Origin of the sequence: Serratia sp. PL17 (assembly GCF_017832355.1) — a bacterium.
GTDB lineage: Bacteria > Pseudomonadota > Gammaproteobacteria > Enterobacterales > Enterobacteriaceae > Serratia.
In genome coordinates this window covers 268,886-288,410 of the sequence record NZ_JAFIBY010000007.1, presented here as the reverse complement: position 1 = coordinate 288,410, position 19,525 = coordinate 268,886, and the positions used below count along the sequence as shown (strand labels likewise).

Genomic DNA, 19,525 nt, shown 5'->3' with positions numbered 1-19,525 from the left:
GTGAAATCTATTGGGTATACCCGTGATCCTTCACGTTGTCGCGGTGTTGGCTACCCTCGTTTATCCCAGCCACTGAGGTGACTAAGCTCCCGGGGATTCCCTTGGTTGCCGCCTTGCTACAACGTGAAATCTATTGGGTATACCCGTGATCCTTCACGTTGTCGCGGTGTTGGCTACCCTCGTTTATCCCAGCCACTGAGGTGACTAAGCTCCCGGGGGTTCCCTTGGTTGCCACCTTGCTACAACGTGAAATCTATTGGGTATATCCGTGATCCTTCAAATTGTCGCGGTGTTGGCTACCCTCGTTGACCTCAGTCACTGAGGGTGACTAAGTTCCCGGAGGGGCTTAATTGTGACGTTGCTACAATTTGAGGTCTGTCGGGCAAACAGCGCCAAAGTCAGACCTCAAGAAAGTAAAAAAGTTGAGCTTTTTTATGCAGCAAGCAGTTCTTTTGCATTTGCCAGCGTGTTCCGGGTGACTTCACTGCCACCAAGAAGGCGTGCCAATTCCTGTAAACGGGCTCGTTTATCCAATGGCGACATCTGTGTTTCGGTTTCTGTGCCGTCGGTCTGCTTGCTGACAAATAGATGCTGATGACCGCAGCCTGCGACTTGCGGCAGGTGAGTGACGCACATCACCTGCGTGGACTCGCCTAACTGGCGAAGCAGGCGGCCAACAATGGCGGCGGTTGGGCCACTGATACCGACGTCCACTTCGTCGAAAATCAGTGCCGGCGTTTCCATTTTGCGCGCCGTGATAACTTGGATCGCCAATGCGATACGGGACAATTCGCCACCAGAGGCTACTTTCGCTAATGCCTGTAGCGGTTGGCCTGGGTTGGTGGACACACAAAACTCGGTGCGCGTTGCACCTTCCGCACTCAAATATTGCGGCTCAAAGCGCACATCAATATTGAACTTACCGTGCGGCATAGAGAGCGCCTGCATGCTGTCAGTAATCAACGTGGTCAGTTCGGCGGCATAATGCTGGCGCTTCTGGTGCAATTGCTCTGCCAACAGCAGGGCGTGCTGATGGTGCTGCGTGACTGCTTCGTTCAGGTGCTCGTGATCGTTTTCTTGCTGCGATAGCAGTTGTTGCTCATCCAGCATCTGTTGGTGCAATTGAGGCAGCTCCTCTGGTGCCACGTGATGCTTACGTGACAGATTAATTTGCCGCGACAGGCGTTGCTCCAGTTCTTGCAGGCGGTTCGGATCCAAATCCATGCGATCGGCATAATGGCGCAGTTCATCACTGGCCTCACTGATTTGGATTGAAGCCTCTTCCAGCATGTCCAGCAGACCGCTTAGCTTTTCATCCATCCCGATCAACTCAACCAGCAAATGTTTGGCGGTATAAAGCTGGCTCAGCATGTTGTTTTCTTCGTCATCGGCCAGTAATTGCAGCGTTTGCTGGCTGATCGTCAACAACTGGCCACTATTGGCCAGGCGTTTGAACTCAGAATCGATTTGTTCAAATTCGCCCGCCTGCGGTGCAAACTCGTTCAGCTCTTTTAATTGGTATTGCAGTAGCTGTTTACGTGCATCACGCTCGATGGATTGTTGCTGATGGTGAGCCAGTTCGCGGCAGCTTTGGTGCCACCGCTGGTAAGCCTGCTGCATCTGGATCAGCAGAGCAGGTTCGTCGGCATAGGCGTCGAGCAGTTGTTTTTGATGCTCGGGCTTGAGCAGTAATTGGTGAGCATGCTGGCCGTGGATTTGAATCAAACGCTGACCGAGTTCGCGCAGTTGCGAAAGGGGGACGGCAGTGCCATTGATAAAACCGCGTGAGCGGCCATCTGCATTGATCACCCGGCGCAGCAGGCACTCATTACTGTCGTCTAATTGATTTTGCTCTAGCCATTGGCGGGCGGACGGGGTGTCTGCCAGCGAAAAGCGAGCACAGATATCGGCACGGGCGGCTCCCAAGCGAACGACGTTACCGTCGGCACGGTTACCGAGGCATAGCCCCAGCGCGTCGATGGCGATCGATTTACCGGCGCCGGTTTCACCGGTAATCGCAGTCATACCCGGTTGAAAATCTATTTCCAACTCACGAACGATAGCAAAATTGCTGATGGTCAATTGCGCCAGCATGGGAACCTTCCTGTGTATAAACACATAACTGTAGTTTCATACAGTATAAACTGGTTTTATATACAGTAAAGAGGCTGGCGCAATTTTTAGAATAATTTTTTTGACCAACCGAGCTTGGTGCTTAACGTATTGAAATAGCTGTAGTCCTTCGGATGAATAAGATTCAAATGGAAATCACTACGGCGTATCAAAACCTCTTCACCTTCCTGAATAGGCAGCGCGATTTGACTGTCGCAGCTGATTTCCAGATCGCTACCAATTTGGGAAAACTTCAATCGGATAGTACTGTTGCCGTTGATCACCAGCGGGCGGGCCGAAAGGGTGTGCGGGAACATCGGCACCAGCGCAATGGCCTCCAGCGACGGCGTCAGGATTGGCCCACCGGCGGAAAGCGAGTAGGCGGTCGAACCGGTCGGCGTAGCGATAATCAGGCCATCGGAACGTTGCGAGAAGGCAAAGCGATCGTCGATATACACTTCGAACTCAATCATGTGCGCCACTTTGCCGGGGTGCAGTACCACTTCGTTGATGGCGGTGCTGATACGGCACTGTTGGTTCTCTTTGTGCACGATGGTTTCCAGCAGGAAGCGCTGTTCATCGATGTACTCGCCTTCCAGCACGTCGGCCAGTTGCTGCAATGCGTTATCGGGGTCGAGATCGGTCAGGAAACCGAGATTGCCGCGGTTAACACCGATCACTTTAATGTCGTAACGGGCCAATACGCGCGCAGCGCCAAGCATATTGCCGTCACCGCCAACGACCACGGCCAAATCGGCCTTTTGGCCAATATCGGCCAGGCTACCGGTTACGGCGTCTTTTAGCCCCAAATCTTGGGCAATCTGCCGTTCAACCATTACTGAATAGCCTCGGGCAACCAGCCAGTGAAATAACATCTCATGCGTTGCCAGCGCCGAAGGGTGACGCGGGTGGCCAACAATGCCAATACAGCCGAATTTTTTATTCATTGTTGTGATTTTCCTCACCGGGACCAGTTTATGCCCCACATTGTGACCGGTTGACTTGAAACCCCGGTTTTGATCCCCATAATAAGCCAAGTTGCGAGATTAATGCTAAAACGCGGAGATATTCATGAGTAGTAAAGAACAGAAGACGCCAAACGAGCAAGTCTCGGAAGAAATGGAACAGCAGGAAGCCCTGCCGGAAGCGGCTGAGGGCGTCGATCTGCGGGATGAGCGCATTGCTGAGCTGGAAGCTCAACTGGCCGAATCCCAGCAGCATGAACGCGACAGCCTGCTGCGTGCCAAAGCGGAGATGGAAAATGTTCGTCGCCGTACTGAACTGGATATCGAAAAAGCGCACAAATTTGCGCTGGAGAAATTCTCCGGCGATCTGTTGCCAGTGCTTGATAACCTGGAACGCGCGCTGGAAATGGCGGATAAAAACAATCCGGAACTGACAGCGATGATCGAAGGTATCGAACTGACGCTGAAGTCCCTGCAGGACGTCGTGCGTAAGTACGGGATCGAAATTGTTGGTGACATTAACGTGCCGTTCAACCCGGACGTGCACCAGGCCATGAGCCTGATGGAATCAGCCGATCACCAGCCAAACCATGTCATGATGGTGATGCAGAAAGGCTATACGCTGAATGGCCGTCTGTTGCGCCCAGCGATGGTTGCGGTTTCCAAAGCCAAGGCTTAAGCGAAATTAAGTAAAGAAAAGGCACCCTCGGGTGCCTTTTTTGCGTCTGGTGTTATGCCTGTGGCAGTCGGGGCATCCAGTCGATAGGTTTTAACCCCTGCTGCTCCAACAATTGGTTGGTTTGCGAAAAGTGGTGACAGCCGAGAAAACCGCGATGGGCGGACAGTGGTGAAGGGTGTGGCGCTTTCAACACATGGTGGCGGTTACGATCGATAAAGTTGCCTTTCTTCTGGGCATGCGAGCCCCACAGCAGGAATATCACGCCTTCGCGGTTTTCGTTCAACGCCGCAATCACTCTGTCGGTAAAGGTTTCCCAACCAAGCTTGGCGTGGGAGTGCGCCTGGCCACCTTCCACGGTTAATACCGTATTCAGCAGCAGCACTCCCTGTTCCGCCCAGCTTTGCAGGCAGCCATGATTAGGGCGTTCAAAACCAGGGATATCCGTCGCCAGTTCTTTATACATGTTCACTAACGAAGGGGGGGCGGGAACGCCGGGCAGTACGGAGAAAGACAAGCCGTGTGCCTGATTCGGGCCGTGGTAGGGATCCTGACCGAGAATCACCACCTTCACGTCCGCCAGTTCGGTAAAACGGAACGCGTTGAACACATCTTTTTGCGGTGGGTAAATGGTCTTACCGGCCTGGCGTTCAGCAGCAACAAAGGCAAGCGTTTCATGAAAATAGGGCTGCTCTTTCTCCTTGCCGATGACGTCATGCCAGGTGAGGGAGGTGGACATAAACGCTCTCCTTTGTTTTCGTTAACAATTCACTGGGCATAGCTTACCGTTTAGCTTCACACAGTGAAACCCGCTTTTATTTTTACGTTACTGTGGTGAATGCAAAAATTTTTGAAAATTTACAAAAATAATTGCGATGCGCTTTATGGGGAAAATTGACATAAAACATAAACTTGCCCACTTGTGCCGTGTGGGTACCCCGTAAAAATTGACTTAAATCAAAGAATTGCCCACTCCAGGCTGGTATACAGAACAACAAGACAACAATGGTTTTACCAAATGGCCGAAACCAACATTGGGTTTTTTCGACGTAGAATTTTTCGCCCTTGTACGGAGGCAACAAAATGATTACTGGTATTCAAATTACTAAAGCAAACGACCAGGCGCTGGTGAACTCTTTCTGGCTGCTGGACGATGAAACATCAGAAGCTCGCTGTGTTTGCGCTAAAGCGAACTATGCGGAAGACCAGGTTGTACCGGTCAGCGAACTGGGCCAGATCGAGTACCGTGAAGTGCCGCTGGAAATGCAATCTACCGTGCGTGTAGAAGGCGGTCAGCACCTGAACGTAAACGTACTGCGCCGCGAAACGCTGGAAGATGCGGTGAAGCACCCAGAAAAATACCCGCAATTGACCATTCGTGTGTCTGGCTATGCGGTGCGTTTCAACTCGTTGACGCCAGAACAGCAGCGTGACGTGATTACACGTACCTTTACAGAAAGCCTGTAATTACCCGTATTGTTTACAAGGGAGCTTCGGCTCCCTTTTTTTTTATGTGATGGTCGAAACTGGACAGAAAGTGAATCCGGATCACATTCCTTGCAAAGATAACCGCCTGCATTACAGAACTGCTCCGACCTGCCGATAGCTACAACAGCACACATAAGGTGCGCTAATTAATAAGTCTATCGACAAGGAGTCGGCATGAGTATGTCTTTGAGCTTTACCTCTGCGGTCAGTCCCTCGGCTATTCAGCTCCCGCCAACACGCACGGCACAGGAACCGCTGAATGCTCCCCAACCTGTTGAATCCGCCCCGGTAAACGCCCCCGCGACCACAGTGTCGTCGCACACTGTAAATGCACAGAATCTACTGAATACGCTGGTGAGCGACATGTCGGTAACGGCGCCGGCTGCAGCGCATTCGGGCGTGACGCGTGGTCAGCAATCGCAACAAGGGGATTACACGCTAGCGCTGTTGGCCAAAGACGTTTACAGCACCACTAGCCAGGGTGTTGACGGGTTCAGCCGCTTGAGCGACAGCGCCTTGCTCGGCGCGGGTATTGATCCTGCCAGCCTGCATGACACAGCATCGGGTTTTCAGGCTGGGATCTACAGTGACAATCAACAGTACGTATTGGCCTTTGCGGGCACCAATGATATGCGCGACTGGCTGAGCAATGTACGCCAAGCGACGGGGTATGATGATGTGCAGTACAATCAGGCCGTCGCGGTCGCTAAGAGTGCCAAGGCGGCGTTTGGCGATGCGTTGGTCATTGCCGGCCATTCACTGGGTGGTGGCCTTGCGGCAACGGCGGCGCTGGCGACGGGCACGGTGGCGGTTACCTTTAACGCTGCGGGAGTGTCCGATTACACGTTGAACCGTATGGGGATTGATCCAGCTGCAGCAAAACAGGATGCGCAAGCCGGCGGGATCCGTCGTTATAGCGAACAATATGACATGCTGACCGGGGCACAGGAATCCACTTCGCTAATCCCTGATGCCATAGGACATAAAATCACGCTGGCCAATAACGACACCTTAAGCGGTATTGACGACTGGCGACCGAGCAAACATGTCGATCGCAGCCTGACGGCGCACGGTATCGACAAGGTCATCAGTTCGATGGCGGAGCAAAAGCCATGGGAGACCAAAGCCAATGCCTGACGGGCGGCGGGCATGGTGGCAGGCGGTGATGATTGCCATACTGGCGCTGATCGCGATTGTCGGTTTACTGATGATGGCTAAGGGACAACAGATGAATCAGGATATGACCCCGTTCAACGGGCACAGCAATGCGGCATTGGCTCAGGCCGTCGCACGTGGCGATGTAAAGGGTATTGCTGAACAGGCAACGCAGGCGCGTTTGCATGGGCAGGGCGATCATCAGGTCACCCTGTTGCAGTGGGCAATACTGTCACAACAACCGCAAAGCCTAAGCGCGTTGTTGGCGCTGGGGGCGGATGCTTCTACCCCGGGTTTGGATGGAAACAGCGCATTGCATACGGCTGCGGCAGTGCAAGACCCACAGTATCTGCGCTTGCTGTTGGCTTGTGGTGTGCCGGTTAACCTACGTCATGCGGTAACCGGGGCCACGCCATTGGCCGTTGCGGTATTGGCGGGAAGGGAGGAGCAACTGCGACTGTTGCTGGTGTCCGGTGCGGATGTCACGCTAAGCGATCGGCTAGGGGATACTCCTTTGCACGTAGCGGCAAAAATCAATGCACCGCAATTGGCGCTGATGCTGTTGCAGGCAGGGGCGGATGCCAAAGCCCGTAATCAGCAAGGGATGACTTTCCAGTTCTATTTCTCGCAGACGCCGACGGCATTGCAGAATGAGGAAATGCGCGATCGTTATCATCAACTGAATACGTGGCTGAAAGCCCATCAGCAGGCAACGCATTATACGCAGCCATAAACGGGCATAAAAAAACCGCCTTCAGATAACTGGAGGCGGTTTTTATTTACAGCGGCGGCATTACTTCGCGCCGTTGTCTTCAGGTTTGGCCTTTGGCTGGCGGCGTTTGCCGACGTTTTTCGCATCGCGATGACGCACTTTTACCTTGGCTTTTTCTTTGTTCTTTTCTTTGTCGGCGGCACGTTTGGCAATCACCTTCTTCGACGGCTTGCCGTTGCTTTTCTCGCTTGGCACTTTGGTCGACGGTCGCAGCTCTTCGATGACCCGTGCTTTCAATGGCTCGTTCAGGTAACGCCCGACTTTGCCCAGCAGCAGGTGGTCATGTGCTTCAACCAGCGAGATTGCCGTCCCCTTGCGCCCGGCACGACCGGTACGGCCAATGCGGTGCAGGTAGGTGTCTGCGGTGCGCGGCATATCGAAGTTGAACACGTGGGTGATATCCAGGATATCCAGACCACGGGCAGCAACGTCGGTCGCAACCAGCACGTTGACGCGGCCATCCATCATACGTTTTACCGCTTCGTTACGCTTGGCCTGCACCATTTCGCCTTCGAGGTAGCAGGTATTGATACCCGCCTCGCGCAGCCAGGCCGCCAGCTCATGTACACGTTCACGTTTACGCACGAAGATGACGGATTTTTGTACGTCCGGTTGTTGCAGCAAATGCACCAACAGGGCGGTTTTATGCTGCACGTCGTCGGCACGGTAGTACCACTGCAGGATCTTTTTGCGTTCGCGGCGTGATGGATCCGCTTCGACTTCTACCGGCTCTTTCAGAATGCGCTCGGCGAATTCGCGGATAGCATCGCCTTCCAACGTTGCGGAGAACAGCAACGTCTGGTTACGCCAGCGCGTCTCGGCAGAGATCGTTTCGATGTCCTGTGCGAAGCCCATGTCAAGCATGCGGTCGGCTTCATCGAGGATCAGTGTCTCTACTGCGCGGCAGTCAAAGTTTTCTTCTTTAATGTATTGCAGCAGACGACCAGTGGTGGCGACGACCACGTCCTGGTTTTCGCTGAAGACTTCCGCGTGGTTCATGTACGCGACGCCGCCAGTAATGGTGGCGATATCCAGCGAAGTATGAGCAGCCAGTTCACGTGCCTGATCGGCTACCTGCATCGCCAGCTCGCGCGTCGGGGTGAGGATCAGTACGCGCGGTGGCCCGGACTTCTTGCGTGGGAAGTCGAGCAGATGCTGCAATACCGGCAGCAAAAATGCGGCGGTCTTGCCGGTGCCGGTTGGCGCCGAACCCAATACGTCGCGCCCATCCATCGCAGGCGGGATCGCCTCGGCTTGAATGGCGGTTGGGCGTTCGTAGCCTTTATCGCGCAGGGCGTTTATCAGGCGTTCATCGAGTTCGAGCTCGGAAAAATTGGTTACTGTCATGGTCTACCTCTACTTGGGGCGCCGATTATAGACGGGTTGGCCGCTTTCTTCACCTATTTAAGCGGAAAGCATCTCTTTTCCCAAAAATCAGATTGCCTTATGCTACGCCAGTTTTGTATCCAGGTGGTTATTGTGAGCACTCAATCGAAAGCGAATTTTACGCCACGTCGCGGTGGCTTTACCTTTAAACAATTTTTTGTTGCTCACGATCGCTGCGCAATGAAAGTGGGCACGGACGGTGTGCTGCTGGGGGCATGGGCGCCGTTGGCACAGGCACAGCGAGTGCTGGATATCGGCAGTGGCAGCGGATTAATTGCGCTGATGCTGGCGCAACGTTCAAGCGACAGCGTGCTGATCGACGCGGTCGAGCTTGATGAGGCGGCTGCGGGTCAGGCACGTGATAACGTTTTGGCGTCACCGTGGTCGCCGCGTATTGAGGTGCATGCGCAAGACATTCACGATTTCGCGCAGCATCATGCCGGTGAATACGATTTGATCGTCAGCAATCCGCCGTATTTTGAGCCGGCGGTCGCCTGCCGCGATCAGGCACGCCACAATGCACGTTATACGGAAACCCTGACCCACGATGCCTTGTTGGCCAGTGCAGAACAGCTGCTCGCGCCGAGCGGGGCTTTTTGCGTGGTGTTGCCGCATGATATTGGTGAAGCTTTCGAAACCAATGCGCATGAGCGAGGTTGGTACACTGCGCAGCGGCTGAATGTCAGCGATCGCGCAGATACGCCGTTACACCGGGTATTGTTGGCCCTGACGCGTCAGCCGACGGATGCAAATGTAGAGCAGAAGCTGGCAATTAAACTGGCTGATGGCAGCTATACGGATGATTTCCGCCGTCTGATAACTGATTTTTATCTGTTTTACTGAAATGAAAAAGGCGCCATTTCGGGCGCCTTGGTAAAACTTTTAGGGTTGCAGGATGGTCGGTAGCGCTTCCGGCAGCAGATCCGGGTAGTCCAGCGTATAGTGCAGCCCGCGGCTTTCTTTGCGTTCCATAGCGCTGCGGACGATCAATTCCGCCACCTGCACCAAATTCCGCAGTTCCAGCAAATTGTTGGAGATACGGAAGTTTGCGTAGTACTCGTCAATTTCCGCCTGCAGCGTATTGATACGGCGCAGTGCGCGCTCCAGGCGTTTGGTCGTGCGCACAATCCCCACGTAGTCCCACATAAACAGCCGCAGCTCATGCCAGTTGTGTTGGATCACGACCCGTTCATCGGCATCGTCTACGCGGCTTTCATCCCATTGGGGGAGTTGCTTCGCCAACGTGATAAACGGCAGACGCATCTTGATGTCCTCCGCCGCGGACCAACCATAGACCAGGCATTCCAGCAAGGAGTTGGATGCCATACGGTTAGCACCGTGCAGACCGGTGTAGCTGACTTCTCCAATGGCATACAACCCGTCAAGATCGGTACGGCCGTGCTGATCAACCATAACGCCGCCACAGGTGTAGTGCGCAGCAGGGACGATGGGGATCGGTTGTGTGGTGAGATCGAAGCCCAGCGTCAGCAGTTTTTCATGGATCATTGGGAAATGCTGAGTAATGAATTCAGCCGGTTTATGGCTGATGTCCAAATACATGCAGTCGGCACCCAGACGTTTCATCTCGTGATCGATGGCGCGCGCAACGATGTCACGCGGTGCCAGTTCGCCCCGTGGGTCAAAATCGGGCATGAAGCGGCTGCCGTCCGGGCGCTTGAGGTAGGCACCTTCACCGCGCAATGCTTCGGTCAGCAGGAAGTTGCGTGCCTGCGGATGGAACAGGCAGGTTGGGTGGAACTGGTTAAATTCCAGATTGGCGACCCGGCAACCTGCGCGCCAGGCCATGGCAATGCCGTCGCCAGAAGAAATATCCGGGTTGGTGGTGTACTGGTACACCTTGGCGGCACCGCCGGTAGCCAGCACGACCGTCTTGGCGCGGTAGGTTTCTACCTGTTCCAATTCACGGTTCCAGACATAGGCACCGACAACCCGGCGCGTGCCTGGTAGGCCAATTTTGTTTGATGTGATCAGATCAACCGCATTGCGGCGTTCCATCACGCAAATATTCGGGTGGTTGCTTGCTTTCCCTACCAGGGTGGTCTCTACTTCTTTACCTGTGGCGTCGGCGGCATGCAGAATGCGGCGGTGGCTATGTCCACCTTCTCGTGTCAGGTGGTAATGTTCTTCGCCCTGAGCGTTGATTTCAGTGTCGAACAAGACGCCCTGATCGATCAACCATTGCACGCAGTGGCGCGCATTGCCGGCGATAAACTCAACGGCGTCTTTGTCACACAGGCCGGCTCCGGCAATCAAAGTGTCATCAACGTGTGAGGCAATGCTGTCCGTTTCATCGAAAACCGCGGCGATCCCGCCTTGGGCATAAAATGTGGCGCCTTCGTTGAGAGGCCCCTTGCTGAGTACGGTAACCTTGCAATGCTGCGCCAGACGCAACGCCAATGACAGGCCTGCAGCGCCGCTGCCGACAATCAGTACATCGCTAACATGTTCAGATGATGGTTGCATAACGTATGATGTGTGCAGAAGAAGAGTGAAATTCATGTTAGCCTAATTGTCCGGGCAAAAGCCACGGATGGGTGACATCAACATAAAAAACAATGGCAATACGGAACTTCGTGTTCTGTATGAACTCCAAGCGAGTGCTTGCTCAGGAAAATCATGTATGGCTGGCAGTACAATTTTACGCGTGGAGACGGATTTGGGGAGAGTTTACCTCGGATGAGCGAGCAGTTAACGGATCAAGTTCTGGTTGAGCGGGTCCAAAAGGGCGATCAGAAGTCGTTTAACTTACTGGTAATTCGTTACCAGCACAAAGTTGCGAGCCTCGTTTCCCGGTATGTGCCACAAGGCGATGTGCCTGATGTGGTGCAGGAGTCGTTTATTAAAGCCTATCGCGCACTGGAATCGTTCCGTGGGGATAGCGCTTTCTATACCTGGTTGTATCGAATTGCTGTGAATACGGCAAAGAATTATTTGGTTGCTCAAGGTCGTCGTCCGCCATCGAGCGATGTGGATGCCAATGACGCCGAAAATTACGAAAGTGCGGGCGCACTAAAAGAAATTTCGAACCCTGAGAACTTAATGTTGTCAGAAGAGCTGAGACAGATAGTTTTCCGTACCATTGAGTCTCTCCCTGAGGATCTTCGCATGGCGATTACCCTGAGGGAGCTGGATGGTCTAAGCTACGAAGAGATAGCTGCCATCATGGATTGCCCGGTCGGAACCGTACGTTCGCGTATTTTCCGCGCCAGGGAGGCTATCGATAATAAAGTTCAACCGCTGATTCAACGTTAGCAATGGCGGACACAGGAAGGGTACTTAGACATGCAGAAAGAAAAGCTTTCCGCTCTGATGGATGGAGAATCGCTCGACAATGAGCTGCTGAGTTCATTGTCTAAAGACAGAGCGCTTCAACAAAGCTGGCAGAGCTATCACCTGATACGTGACACACTACGGGGTGATATCGGACAAGTGATGCATTTCGATATCGCAGATCGTGTAGCTGCTGCGTTAGAGAAAGAACCGGCGCGCCTGGTTCCTTCTGCAGTTCCGGAATCTCAGCCGCAGCCACATACCTGGCAGAAAATGCCGTTCTGGGACAAAGTCCGTCCTTGGGCCAGCCAGATCACACAGATTGGCATGGCGGCCTGCGTGTCGCTGGCAGTGATTGTAGGCGTACAGCAATACAATCAACCGGCTGCACAATCTGGTGCCGCTGAATCACCGGCATTCAATACCCTGCCGATCATGGGGCAGGCGTCACCGGTTAGCCTTGGCGTACCGGCAGACAGTTTCTCAACCGGCAGCGGTCAACAGCAGCAGGTGCAGGAACAACGTAAACGCATTAACGCTATGCTGCAAGATTATGAGTTGCAACGCCGTTTGCATTCCGATCAGCTGCAGCTTGAGCAAAGCACACCACAACAGGCTGCCGTCCAGGTTCCTGGAACCCAGTCTTTAGGAATGCAACAGCAGTAATGAAGCAACTTTGGTTCTCCGTCTGTCTATTGACGGGCAGCCTGCTCTACTCAAACATCGCCCCGGCGCAGCCCACTGCGTCCGGGGCGTTGTTACAACAGATGAGCAGTGCTAGCCGTTCGCTCAATTATGAACTCGCCTATATCAGCATTAGCAAGCAGGGGATCGAGTCGCTGCGTTATCGTCATGCGGTGATCGACCAGCAGCCTCTTGGTCAATTGCTGCATATGGATGGCCCACGTCGCGAAGTGCTGCAACGCGGTGGTGGGATCAGCTATTTTGAACCCGGTCTGGAACCCTTTACGTTATCTGGCGATCATATCGTCGATGCGTTACCGGCCATTGTTTATGCTGATTTCAACCGTCTGGCGAAATACTACGACTTCATCTCCGTTGGCAGCACGCGTATTTCCGACCGTCCTTGTGAAGTCCTCCGCGTGGTTGCACGCGATGGTTCTCGCTATAGCTATATTGTCTGGATGGACGAAGATACCAAGCTGCCGCTGCGGGTGGATCTGATCGATCGCGACGGCGAAACGCTGGAGCAATATCGGGTGATTTCGTTCGTGGTTGGGCCGCAAGTGCAAAGCGCCATGCAGGGGCTGATCAAGGCTAACCTGCCGCCGTTGCTGTCACTCCCGGCTGTAGAGAATATCAAGTTGGGGTGGAGTACGGGCTGGCTACCGGCCGGGGTTGATGAGGTCGCGCGCAACCGCCGTAAATTGCCTAATGTGTCGGAACCTGTTGAGTCGCGGCTATATAGCGATGGCCTGTTCAGTTTCTCGGTCAATGTCAGTCCCGCGGGCAGCGGTGCTGGCCAGCAGTATTATCGCCAGGGCCGGCGGACTATCCAGACCGAAGTGCGCAGCGGTAACGAGATCACCATCGTTGGCGAACTGCCGCCAGCGACGGCCAAACGTATTGCTGACAGTATTTCCTTCAAGGTATCACCATAATGATGAAAGAGTGGGCCACGGTGGTTTCGTGGCAGCAGGGTGTGGCGCTGCTGCGTTGTGAGCCGAAAGCAGGATGTGGCAGTTGCACCGCCCGCTCAGGTTGTGGCGCACGTGCATTGAATGAACTGGTGCCGGAAACCGAACACCAACTGCAAGTGCGTATCGAGCAACCACTCGAGCCGGGTCAGCGGGTTGAGGTGGGCATTGCCGAAGGCAGTCTGTTGCGTTCGGCAATGCTGGTTTATTTGACGCCGTTGCTGGGTATGATGCTCGGCGGCAGTGTGCTGCAATATTGGTTGGGTACCGATGCTTCAGCCGCGCTTGGCGCACTGCTTGGTGGCGGCGCGGCCTTTATGTTGGCGCGCAGCCTGGCGCATCGCCTCGGCGAGCAAGCCAATTACCAACCCATCGTTCTGCAAATTGGTTTACCGCCTGGGGCTATGCGCCTGCAAACGGACAACGAACCTCTGCGTTAAAACGGCTGCCGCGTCATCGCCGGGTTATGGTAGGCGGGGATGCGGTTGTAGATCATGTGCTCCAACAGTGCCATAAACAGATCGGCACTGATCAGCGAAAAATAACCTATTGTAAACAATGTATTGCCCTGGTTATCCAGTAGGCGAATGGTGCCGCGTTGCGGGTTATTTTCCATTTCGCGTATCTGTTCTATCGGAATTGCCCCCTGTGAGGTGATCAGCGCTGTCGCACTTAGCCGTAGCGTTTGAGCTGATTGCCCTTTCCGGTAACCAGGAAACATATGGTTCAACCAACGCGCCCCGCAGCGGAGGTAGTGAAAGGACAGCACCTCCCCTTGGTAGAGGGCATTTAACGCCTGTGGCCCGCGTTGCTGGATCTGCTGATTGATAATAGTATCCGCCAGCCGCCAGGAATGAGACAGGTTGCTGAAGACCGGGCACCAAGGCTGATCGGCTGAGGTACGAAATGCCATCACATCGAACAATCCGCCAAACAGACGCCCCCCTCGGAAACGATAAATATCCTCAATTTTTTCAAAAGGGATAAACCGTTCTTTGTGGCTATGGTCGTTAATCACCCGAACACCTTGTTCGTACAGGCGATAGGTTAGCGCTGGCCGCAGATAGTGGCGCAGCGCCAGCAAAATACAGCCGAGTAAAATAGTGGCTGCGCCGGTTTGCAGTAAGGTCAGAACCGCATTTTCATCCATATTGCTCAGCAGGGGCAGCAATATCAGCGCCGCCCCTGTGGTTAATAGCAGCGCTGCGGCTGCCAGAATGCCCCAATTGACCTTTGAAAAATCGTGCCGGCTCAGCATTTGCCCTTTATCGATCATTGTGCACCTTCCAATCAACATGCAGAGATATGCTGGTGAACCCCGCTGGGCGTGCCGATGTAGTGCCCTGAATTATGTTTTATCGCGGTGTTCACCCCATTTCTATAGAAGCCGTTGGGAAGCGTATATGGGTTTTTTCCTAAACCCCTTGGGTCAAATTACAATTCTAAGATATTGATACGGATATTATTTTATCCATAATTAGGAGCGGGTTTATTGCGTTATTCGCGGTTATGTATTAACGCGGGATCCTGACGATAGCCCCTGAGGGAAGGGAGGCGGTATGGGCTGCTGAAACTTAGCGTTATAACGGCGTTGGGTTTTGTTAACATCCGCTTTCATAACCCGGAGCGCTCTGTAACATTAAAGTCTACATAATAGAATGCCTTCACTGCACCGATCGCTAGGTTTTCAGTGTTGTGACATGTAGAATGCAGCGATTCAGGCGCAAGACGGCCGAACCCATTCACTGTCGCTTTAGGTCCATGCGGGTTTCTATAGGCGAGTAATTCAGAAATACCAAGGCAGAAAAACTTTTATAATGAAGCATATACGAAATTTCTCCATTATTGCCCACATCGATAACTAACTCTCCGACATCCTCCGACACCTCCCGCCAAAATTTCTAAAAAATCCTTTAACAGCAAGGCCTCATCAAAAACAAACTGCGACACCCTCCGACAAGCTACGACAACATAAGCCATCATTTTTGTGTCCATATCCGTGTCCATATTCTATGATTGCCCATATGTACTGTGTCCACCGTGGACACGATGCGGGGAAATCAATGGCTATATCAGATAGTTACCTGAAAGCGTGTTTAAACAAAGAGCGTGAGAAAGTAGAGGAGAAGGCCGACCGTGATGGCCTTTGGGTTCGCGTGTCCAAAAAAGGCACTGTAACCTTCTTCTACCGATACAGATTCCTCGGCAAACAAGACAAGATGACTCTTGGCAGCTACCCAGCCCTTAGCCTCAAAGCTGCACGCGATGATGTTGAAAAATGGGCTTCTGTGTTGGTGGGGGGGGACAATCCAAAAGTTAAGCGTGACCTGGAGCGAGGGAAGATCTCCACTCGATATACTTTCGAACAATTATTCCGAGAGTGGCACGGCATAGTATGTATCCAGAAAGGCAATGAGGCTCAGGTACTGCGCTCCTTTGAGATCCATGTGTTCCCTCGCCTGGGAAAATACCCGGCGGCTGATATCACAGTGCATAACTGGCTAACCATTTTGGATAATCTGGCTAAAGCCTATTCCGAGGTGACCAGGCGGATCATCAGCAACGGGAAGCAGTGTTATTCTTGGGCAGTGAAGCGTCAGCTTCTAACAACAAATCCACTATCAGAGCTAACGGGCCGAGATTTTGGTTTGAAAAAAGGGATGGGTAAGCGAACACTTTCGAGAGATGAAATTGCGCTATTTTGGAAGGGGTGTGATGAGTGTCGAATGAGCGAGCGTAACAAGATCATGCTCAAGCTCTGCCTTTTCTATGGTTGCCGTATATCCGAGTTGCGGCTGGCCAAGAAACAACATTTCGATTTTGAGGAAGGTGTGTGGACTATTCCGCCAGAAAACCACAAAACAGGGGCGAAAACTCAACGTGCGATTATTCGACCTATCATCGCGGACATAGTGCCACTTATCAAAAGAGTGATATCACTTGCTGAAGGCGAGTTTTTATTTTCGAGCAAAAAAAATGGGCCTATGGGATCGGGAAACCATCTCAGCCTTCCGGCTAATCTGCGTTTGTTTATGATTAAAGCGTATGGCGTGAATGTCCCTCATTTCACCGTGCATGACTTGCGCCGCACAGCCCGTACCAACTTTTCTGATCTCACTGATCCACACATTGCTGAGATAATGCTGGGTCACATGCTTCCGGGGGTATGGGCTGTGTATGACAAACATACTTATTTAGATGAAATGAGGGTGGCGTATTCGAAGTGGTGGGCAAGGCTGATGAGCATAACTGAGCCTGACGTCGTTGAGTTCAAGCCCCGCTCCGCTGGGTAAATCTGCCTCTATTGCTACGTGCCGCGTGGAGTGATGCCAGCGGTTTATCTCGCTCTATTTTGGTTTCTGCCTCCTGCCAAGTAATGACCTTGTGGCGATACCATTTATTCGGTGCGCCGACCGCAGTTATGTCCGGTTCAGGAAATGGGTTATTTTCTGGGTTTCTTTTCCGATATCGTTCGAGAGTTCGTGAAGAGAACCCCAGTTCACTGCAAATTTTCGATGTTGTCATCCAGCTATGGTCGTTCATGATTACCTCTGCTATTTCCCTTCCCGCACCCGATGAACCTCACAGTTAAGCCGCAGCCATGCCGGTGGATGCTTAGGCCAATAGGGAGCGATTTTCACTGCGTGTTTGTCGAGTAGCTGTCGAAAGGTGAGTTTGTTAGTGGGGGAGTCGAAATCTTTTAGAAGCTCTCTGGCTGTGCTACGGAGAAGGTTTTTCTGAATGCTGCCGGTATCAGCGACAGGTTGCATTTTATCTGCCCCAGTTGCGCGATGCCGCGTTGACACAAAAATCGATGCGGATTTGTACCCACACCACATCGACTGCCCGAGCCACTTCGAATGCTTTAAGCCAAATACTGGCCGCGTCAGAATAATGGGCGCGGCGTTCTGCCTCAGCGGCCTGGTGCGCTAAGTTTTTATATCCAAATGTCATGATGATGCTCCGGTGTTAGTAGGTGCGCTGGTGGGTTACTGGGGAAAGAAGTTGGTTGAACCATTGGACGCGCTTGATGCAATCAACAACGCTCTTCGGTTCGTCGTTCAACCATGCTCGCGGGACAATTTCAGGTTCACGGTTACGTATCCGTGAATAGCGTTTGTACTCGGGGTCTACGGAAAGAACCTTTACTAACCGGCCACTGTTTTTTGTTGGGATAACATCGACTTTTACAAAGCGTGAAGTGGTCATGGACTGGCGAATCGCGGTTACTTTCGTCTCAGTGATTTCAACATCAGGAAAATTCATCTGCAGTAAAGAAATATGCTGATCCCGAGTGTAGTGACCACCGTCTTTAATCAGCCATTCAATTATTTCAAAGTTGCTCATTTCAAATCCTTATCTGGGTGTTGTATCGCTCATGGGACATGACCTCCCATGAATTGCCGTTGTCTTTCGATAGCATTCGCCAGCAGCGGGCTACTGGCAGCGTTAAGTAGTTGTGCTGATAGGTTCGGGTGGGTGTCTTTTGGCCCTCTCTGTAGGCGCACAGAACCCCATCAGCTTTGATGCTGATTCGTTGCGGAATTCGAGGTTTCATTTTTTACCGGTGGGGAAGTGTTATTTTGTGGTTGGGGCCCAACAGATTTTTTTGATGTCTGGGCGGCGAACGCGCTCAACAGCTTTTTCTTTTTCCAGTTTCTGCAATCGCCTGCGAATGGCTATTCCGGTCATACTTTTGTAACCGGCGCAGCGGAGCAGGTTTGCAACTGAATCAGGGGTGGAGCCGGTAGCGCTGAGCCGTTCGAGGATTTCGTTATCGTCAGGCATTAACTGCAATGTGTGATTTCCTTCTAAGTGAGGGTGAAATCGTCGTCAAACTTATCTGCGTTTCCCTCTACATACCTCGTAGCTAAGATGAAATGGATGCCTTCAAACAGCGACGTTGGCCGCTCTAAGCCGAAGATAAATGCATCGTTGTATGTGCGCCCGAGCCAGTAGCCGCCGCCGTACTCCTTGAGACGCTGGAAGAACACCCAGCCGCCATCGACAAAGTAGGGAAGCATTTCACCGCGATAGACGACTTGATAGCCGAGTTCATTTGAAGCCATGATATTCACCATTAAAAATACTGTTTATGCATACAGTATAATTATGGTTTGGCGGGAGTCAATTGCCGCCCTCCGGAGCTGCTGCCAGCAACCCGCGTACCGCCGTGAAGGCTGGAGTCACATACTCAACATCTTCGGTACATACCGCATCGATGTTATTCAGTGTGTCGCCCATAAATTCCATAGCCTGAAGCGCCAAGGTTAGGGCTTCGCGCACGTTGTCTGGCAACTCGCACCCCTGGCTAACAGGTTGAGCCAGCATTGCGGCGCGGCAGGCGTCATCTACACGACATTGTATGCGGGCCAGTAGCTGAATGTCGCCTCCAAGGAAATCACTACGGCGATTTACATCGCACATAACCATCTTCGCAGTGTCGAGTGCTATGGTGTCGAAAAATGGCGTAATTGCTTTTTCGTCCGGCACTGCTGGCGCAGGCGGGGCGGTGTAAATGGCGGTGTCATCTTCAGGCGCGCCGTTATGCCAAACCACACCTTTTCGACCTGATACGGTGGTATAGAACCCCACCGGCTGCGCCTCCCGGTTAGCCAGGAGTTCGCGGGCCATTGCAGCAATTTCACCATGCTTGATAGAGTCGTAGATTGATTCGTAATCGTGCGGCTCTGCCGATATCGCGTCGGTAATCTGCTTCAAACGATCAGTCGTTAGTGTCTTTGTCATGGCTGGCTCCAGTGATCTTCAATTGCAGCGCTAAGGCGTTGCATCCAATCGGCAAGTTTCAGGGCCGCTTCTCGCTCAGAGCCGCAAGCCGGGAAGTCATCAAAGCGCATATCGGCGGTATATCGCCGGAACATGCCTTCACCTTTGATAATCAGCTCCTGCTCAACCACCGTTCTGGCATTGTGTGAATGCTGCTCGGTGTGATAGATGCTGGTCGTTGTGTTCTCCTTTCTGTCCCGCGTGAAGCTGATCAGCTCGGAATGTGTCGGCATGG

22 protein-coding genes are annotated in these 19,525 nt (G+C 52.8%); 10 read left to right on the top strand and 12 right to left on the bottom strand.

Annotated features, from left to right (window positions below):
- Positions 1 to 432: 432 nt before the first annotated feature.
- Positions 433 to 2,094, bottom strand: a complete 1,662-nt coding sequence (gene recN, locus JOE25_RS21105) for a DNA repair protein RecN (protein WP_209638575.1) — start codon at positions 2,092 to 2,094, stop codon at positions 433 to 435.
- Between the two features lie 86 nt (positions 2,095 to 2,180).
- Positions 2,181 to 3,059, bottom strand: a complete 879-nt coding sequence (gene nadK / locus JOE25_RS21100; RefSeq protein WP_209638573.1) for an NAD(+) kinase — start codon at positions 3,057 to 3,059, stop codon at positions 2,181 to 2,183.
- Positions 3,060 to 3,183: 124 nt separating this feature from the next.
- Between nadK and grpE the strand changes: the two genes are divergently transcribed.
- A complete protein-coding gene (gene grpE / locus JOE25_RS21095; protein ID WP_037422128.1) occupies positions 3,184 to 3,756 on the top strand; it encodes a nucleotide exchange factor GrpE in 573 nt (190 codons plus the stop codon).
- Positions 3,757 to 3,808: 52 nt separating this feature from the next.
- Here grpE and ung read toward each other — a convergent pair whose 3' ends face one another.
- The gene (gene ung, locus JOE25_RS21090; RefSeq protein WP_209638570.1) at positions 3,809 to 4,492 is read right to left on the bottom strand and encodes a uracil-DNA glycosylase; all 684 of its coding nucleotides are present in this window, start codon (positions 4,490 to 4,492) and stop codon (positions 3,809 to 3,811) included.
- 344 nt (positions 4,493 to 4,836) lie between these two features.
- On the opposite strand from ung, the gene grcA reads away from it, so the two are divergent.
- The 3 genes from grcA to JOE25_RS21075 all read left to right on the top strand — a co-directional run bounded on the left by grcA (position 4,837) and on the right by JOE25_RS21075 (position 7,129).
- Positions 4,837 to 5,220 (top strand): autonomous glycyl radical cofactor GrcA, encoded by a 384-nt coding sequence (grcA, locus tag JOE25_RS21085; RefSeq protein ID WP_020828267.1) that lies wholly within the window; start codon positions 4,837 to 4,839, stop codon positions 5,218 to 5,220.
- Between the two features lie 195 nt (positions 5,221 to 5,415).
- On the top strand, positions 5,416 to 6,378 hold the full coding sequence (locus JOE25_RS21080) for a DUF2974 domain-containing protein (protein ID WP_209638568.1): 963 nt from the start codon (positions 5,416 to 5,418) through the stop codon (positions 6,376 to 6,378).
- Positions 6,371 to 7,129, top strand: a complete 759-nt coding sequence (locus tag JOE25_RS21075; RefSeq protein WP_209638566.1) for an ankyrin repeat domain-containing protein — start codon at positions 6,371 to 6,373, stop codon at positions 7,127 to 7,129. The genes JOE25_RS21080 and JOE25_RS21075 overlap by 8 nt, the downstream gene beginning before the upstream one ends.
- Before the next feature lie 60 nt (positions 7,130 to 7,189).
- Here the strand turns inward: JOE25_RS21075 and srmB are convergent, their stop codons facing one another.
- Positions 7,190 to 8,515, bottom strand: coding sequence for an ATP-dependent RNA helicase SrmB (srmB, locus tag JOE25_RS21070; RefSeq protein ID WP_037422118.1), 1,326 nt, complete (start codon positions 8,513 to 8,515; stop codon positions 7,190 to 7,192).
- A 99-nt stretch (positions 8,516 to 8,614) separates the two neighbouring features.
- Between srmB and JOE25_RS21065 the strand changes: the two genes are divergently transcribed.
- Entirely contained in the window at positions 8,615 to 9,397 is a 783-nt protein-coding gene (locus JOE25_RS21065; RefSeq protein WP_245210037.1) for a tRNA1(Val) (adenine(37)-N6)-methyltransferase, read from the top strand.
- A gap of 39 nt (positions 9,398 to 9,436) precedes the next feature.
- Here the strand turns inward: JOE25_RS21065 and nadB are convergent, their stop codons facing one another.
- Positions 9,437 to 11,038, bottom strand: coding sequence for an L-aspartate oxidase (nadB, locus tag JOE25_RS21060; protein ID WP_209638563.1), 1,602 nt, complete (start codon positions 11,036 to 11,038; stop codon positions 9,437 to 9,439).
- Between the two features lie 213 nt (positions 11,039 to 11,251).
- Between nadB and rpoE the strand changes: the two genes are divergently transcribed.
- The 4 genes from rpoE to rseC are packed head-to-tail and all read left to right on the top strand — an operon-like array spanning position 11,252 to position 13,943.
- Positions 11,252 to 11,827, top strand: a complete 576-nt coding sequence (gene rpoE / locus JOE25_RS21055; RefSeq protein ID WP_012146382.1) for an RNA polymerase sigma factor RpoE — start codon at positions 11,252 to 11,254, stop codon at positions 11,825 to 11,827.
- Between the two features lie 30 nt (positions 11,828 to 11,857).
- The gene (gene rseA / locus JOE25_RS21050) at positions 11,858 to 12,511 is read left to right on the top strand and encodes an anti-sigma-E factor RseA (protein ID WP_037422105.1); all 654 of its coding nucleotides are present in this window, start codon (positions 11,858 to 11,860) and stop codon (positions 12,509 to 12,511) included.
- Positions 12,511 to 13,467, top strand: coding sequence for a sigma-E factor regulatory protein RseB (gene rseB / locus JOE25_RS21045; RefSeq protein WP_037422102.1), 957 nt, complete (start codon positions 12,511 to 12,513; stop codon positions 13,465 to 13,467). The genes rseA and rseB overlap by 1 nt, the downstream gene beginning before the upstream one ends.
- Positions 13,467 to 13,943: a SoxR-reducing system protein RseC gene (rseC, locus tag JOE25_RS21040; RefSeq protein ID WP_209638561.1), complete on the top strand. Its 477-nt coding sequence runs from the start codon at positions 13,467 to 13,469 to the stop codon at positions 13,941 to 13,943. Before rseB ends, rseC begins: the two co-directional genes overlap by 1 nt.
- On the opposite strand, the gene JOE25_RS21035 is transcribed toward rseC, so the two are convergent.
- Complete coding sequence (locus tag JOE25_RS21035) at positions 13,940 to 14,779, bottom strand: hypothetical protein (protein WP_209638559.1); 840 nt, start codon at positions 14,777 to 14,779, stop codon at positions 13,940 to 13,942. The genes rseC and JOE25_RS21035 overlap by 4 nt on opposite strands.
- Positions 14,780 to 15,566: 787 nt before the next feature.
- Between JOE25_RS21035 and JOE25_RS21030 the strand changes: the two genes are divergently transcribed.
- Entirely contained in the window at positions 15,567 to 16,796 is a 1,230-nt protein-coding gene (locus tag JOE25_RS21030) for a site-specific integrase (RefSeq protein WP_209638557.1), read from the top strand.
- Here JOE25_RS21030 and xis read toward each other — a convergent pair.
- The 6 genes from xis to JOE25_RS21000 all read right to left on the bottom strand — a co-directional run bounded on the left by xis (position 16,774) and on the right by JOE25_RS21000 (position 19,523).
- A complete protein-coding gene (gene xis / locus JOE25_RS21025) occupies positions 16,774 to 17,028 on the bottom strand; it encodes an excisionase Xis (protein WP_235437218.1) in 255 nt (84 codons plus the stop codon). The genes JOE25_RS21030 and xis overlap by 23 nt on opposite strands.
- A 246-nt stretch (positions 17,029 to 17,274) precedes the next feature.
- Positions 17,275 to 17,457 (bottom strand): ANR family transcriptional regulator, encoded by a 183-nt coding sequence (locus tag JOE25_RS21020; protein WP_112347617.1) that lies wholly within the window; start codon positions 17,455 to 17,457, stop codon positions 17,275 to 17,277.
- Between the two features lie 15 nt (positions 17,458 to 17,472).
- On the bottom strand, positions 17,473 to 17,850 hold the full coding sequence (locus tag JOE25_RS21015; protein WP_209638555.1) for a hypothetical protein: 378 nt from the start codon (positions 17,848 to 17,850) through the stop codon (positions 17,473 to 17,475).
- A gap of 464 nt (positions 17,851 to 18,314) precedes the next feature.
- A complete protein-coding gene (locus tag JOE25_RS21010; protein WP_209638553.1) occupies positions 18,315 to 18,572 on the bottom strand; it encodes a hypothetical protein in 258 nt (85 codons plus the stop codon).
- A gap of 58 nt (positions 18,573 to 18,630) precedes the next feature.
- The gene (locus tag JOE25_RS21005) at positions 18,631 to 19,251 is read right to left on the bottom strand and encodes a hypothetical protein (RefSeq protein WP_209638552.1); all 621 of its coding nucleotides are present in this window, start codon (positions 19,249 to 19,251) and stop codon (positions 18,631 to 18,633) included.
- A complete protein-coding gene (locus JOE25_RS21000; protein ID WP_209638550.1) occupies positions 19,248 to 19,523 on the bottom strand; it encodes a hypothetical protein in 276 nt (91 codons plus the stop codon). Before JOE25_RS21000 ends, JOE25_RS21005 begins: the two co-directional genes overlap by 4 nt.
- Positions 19,524 to 19,525 lie beyond the last annotated feature (2 nt).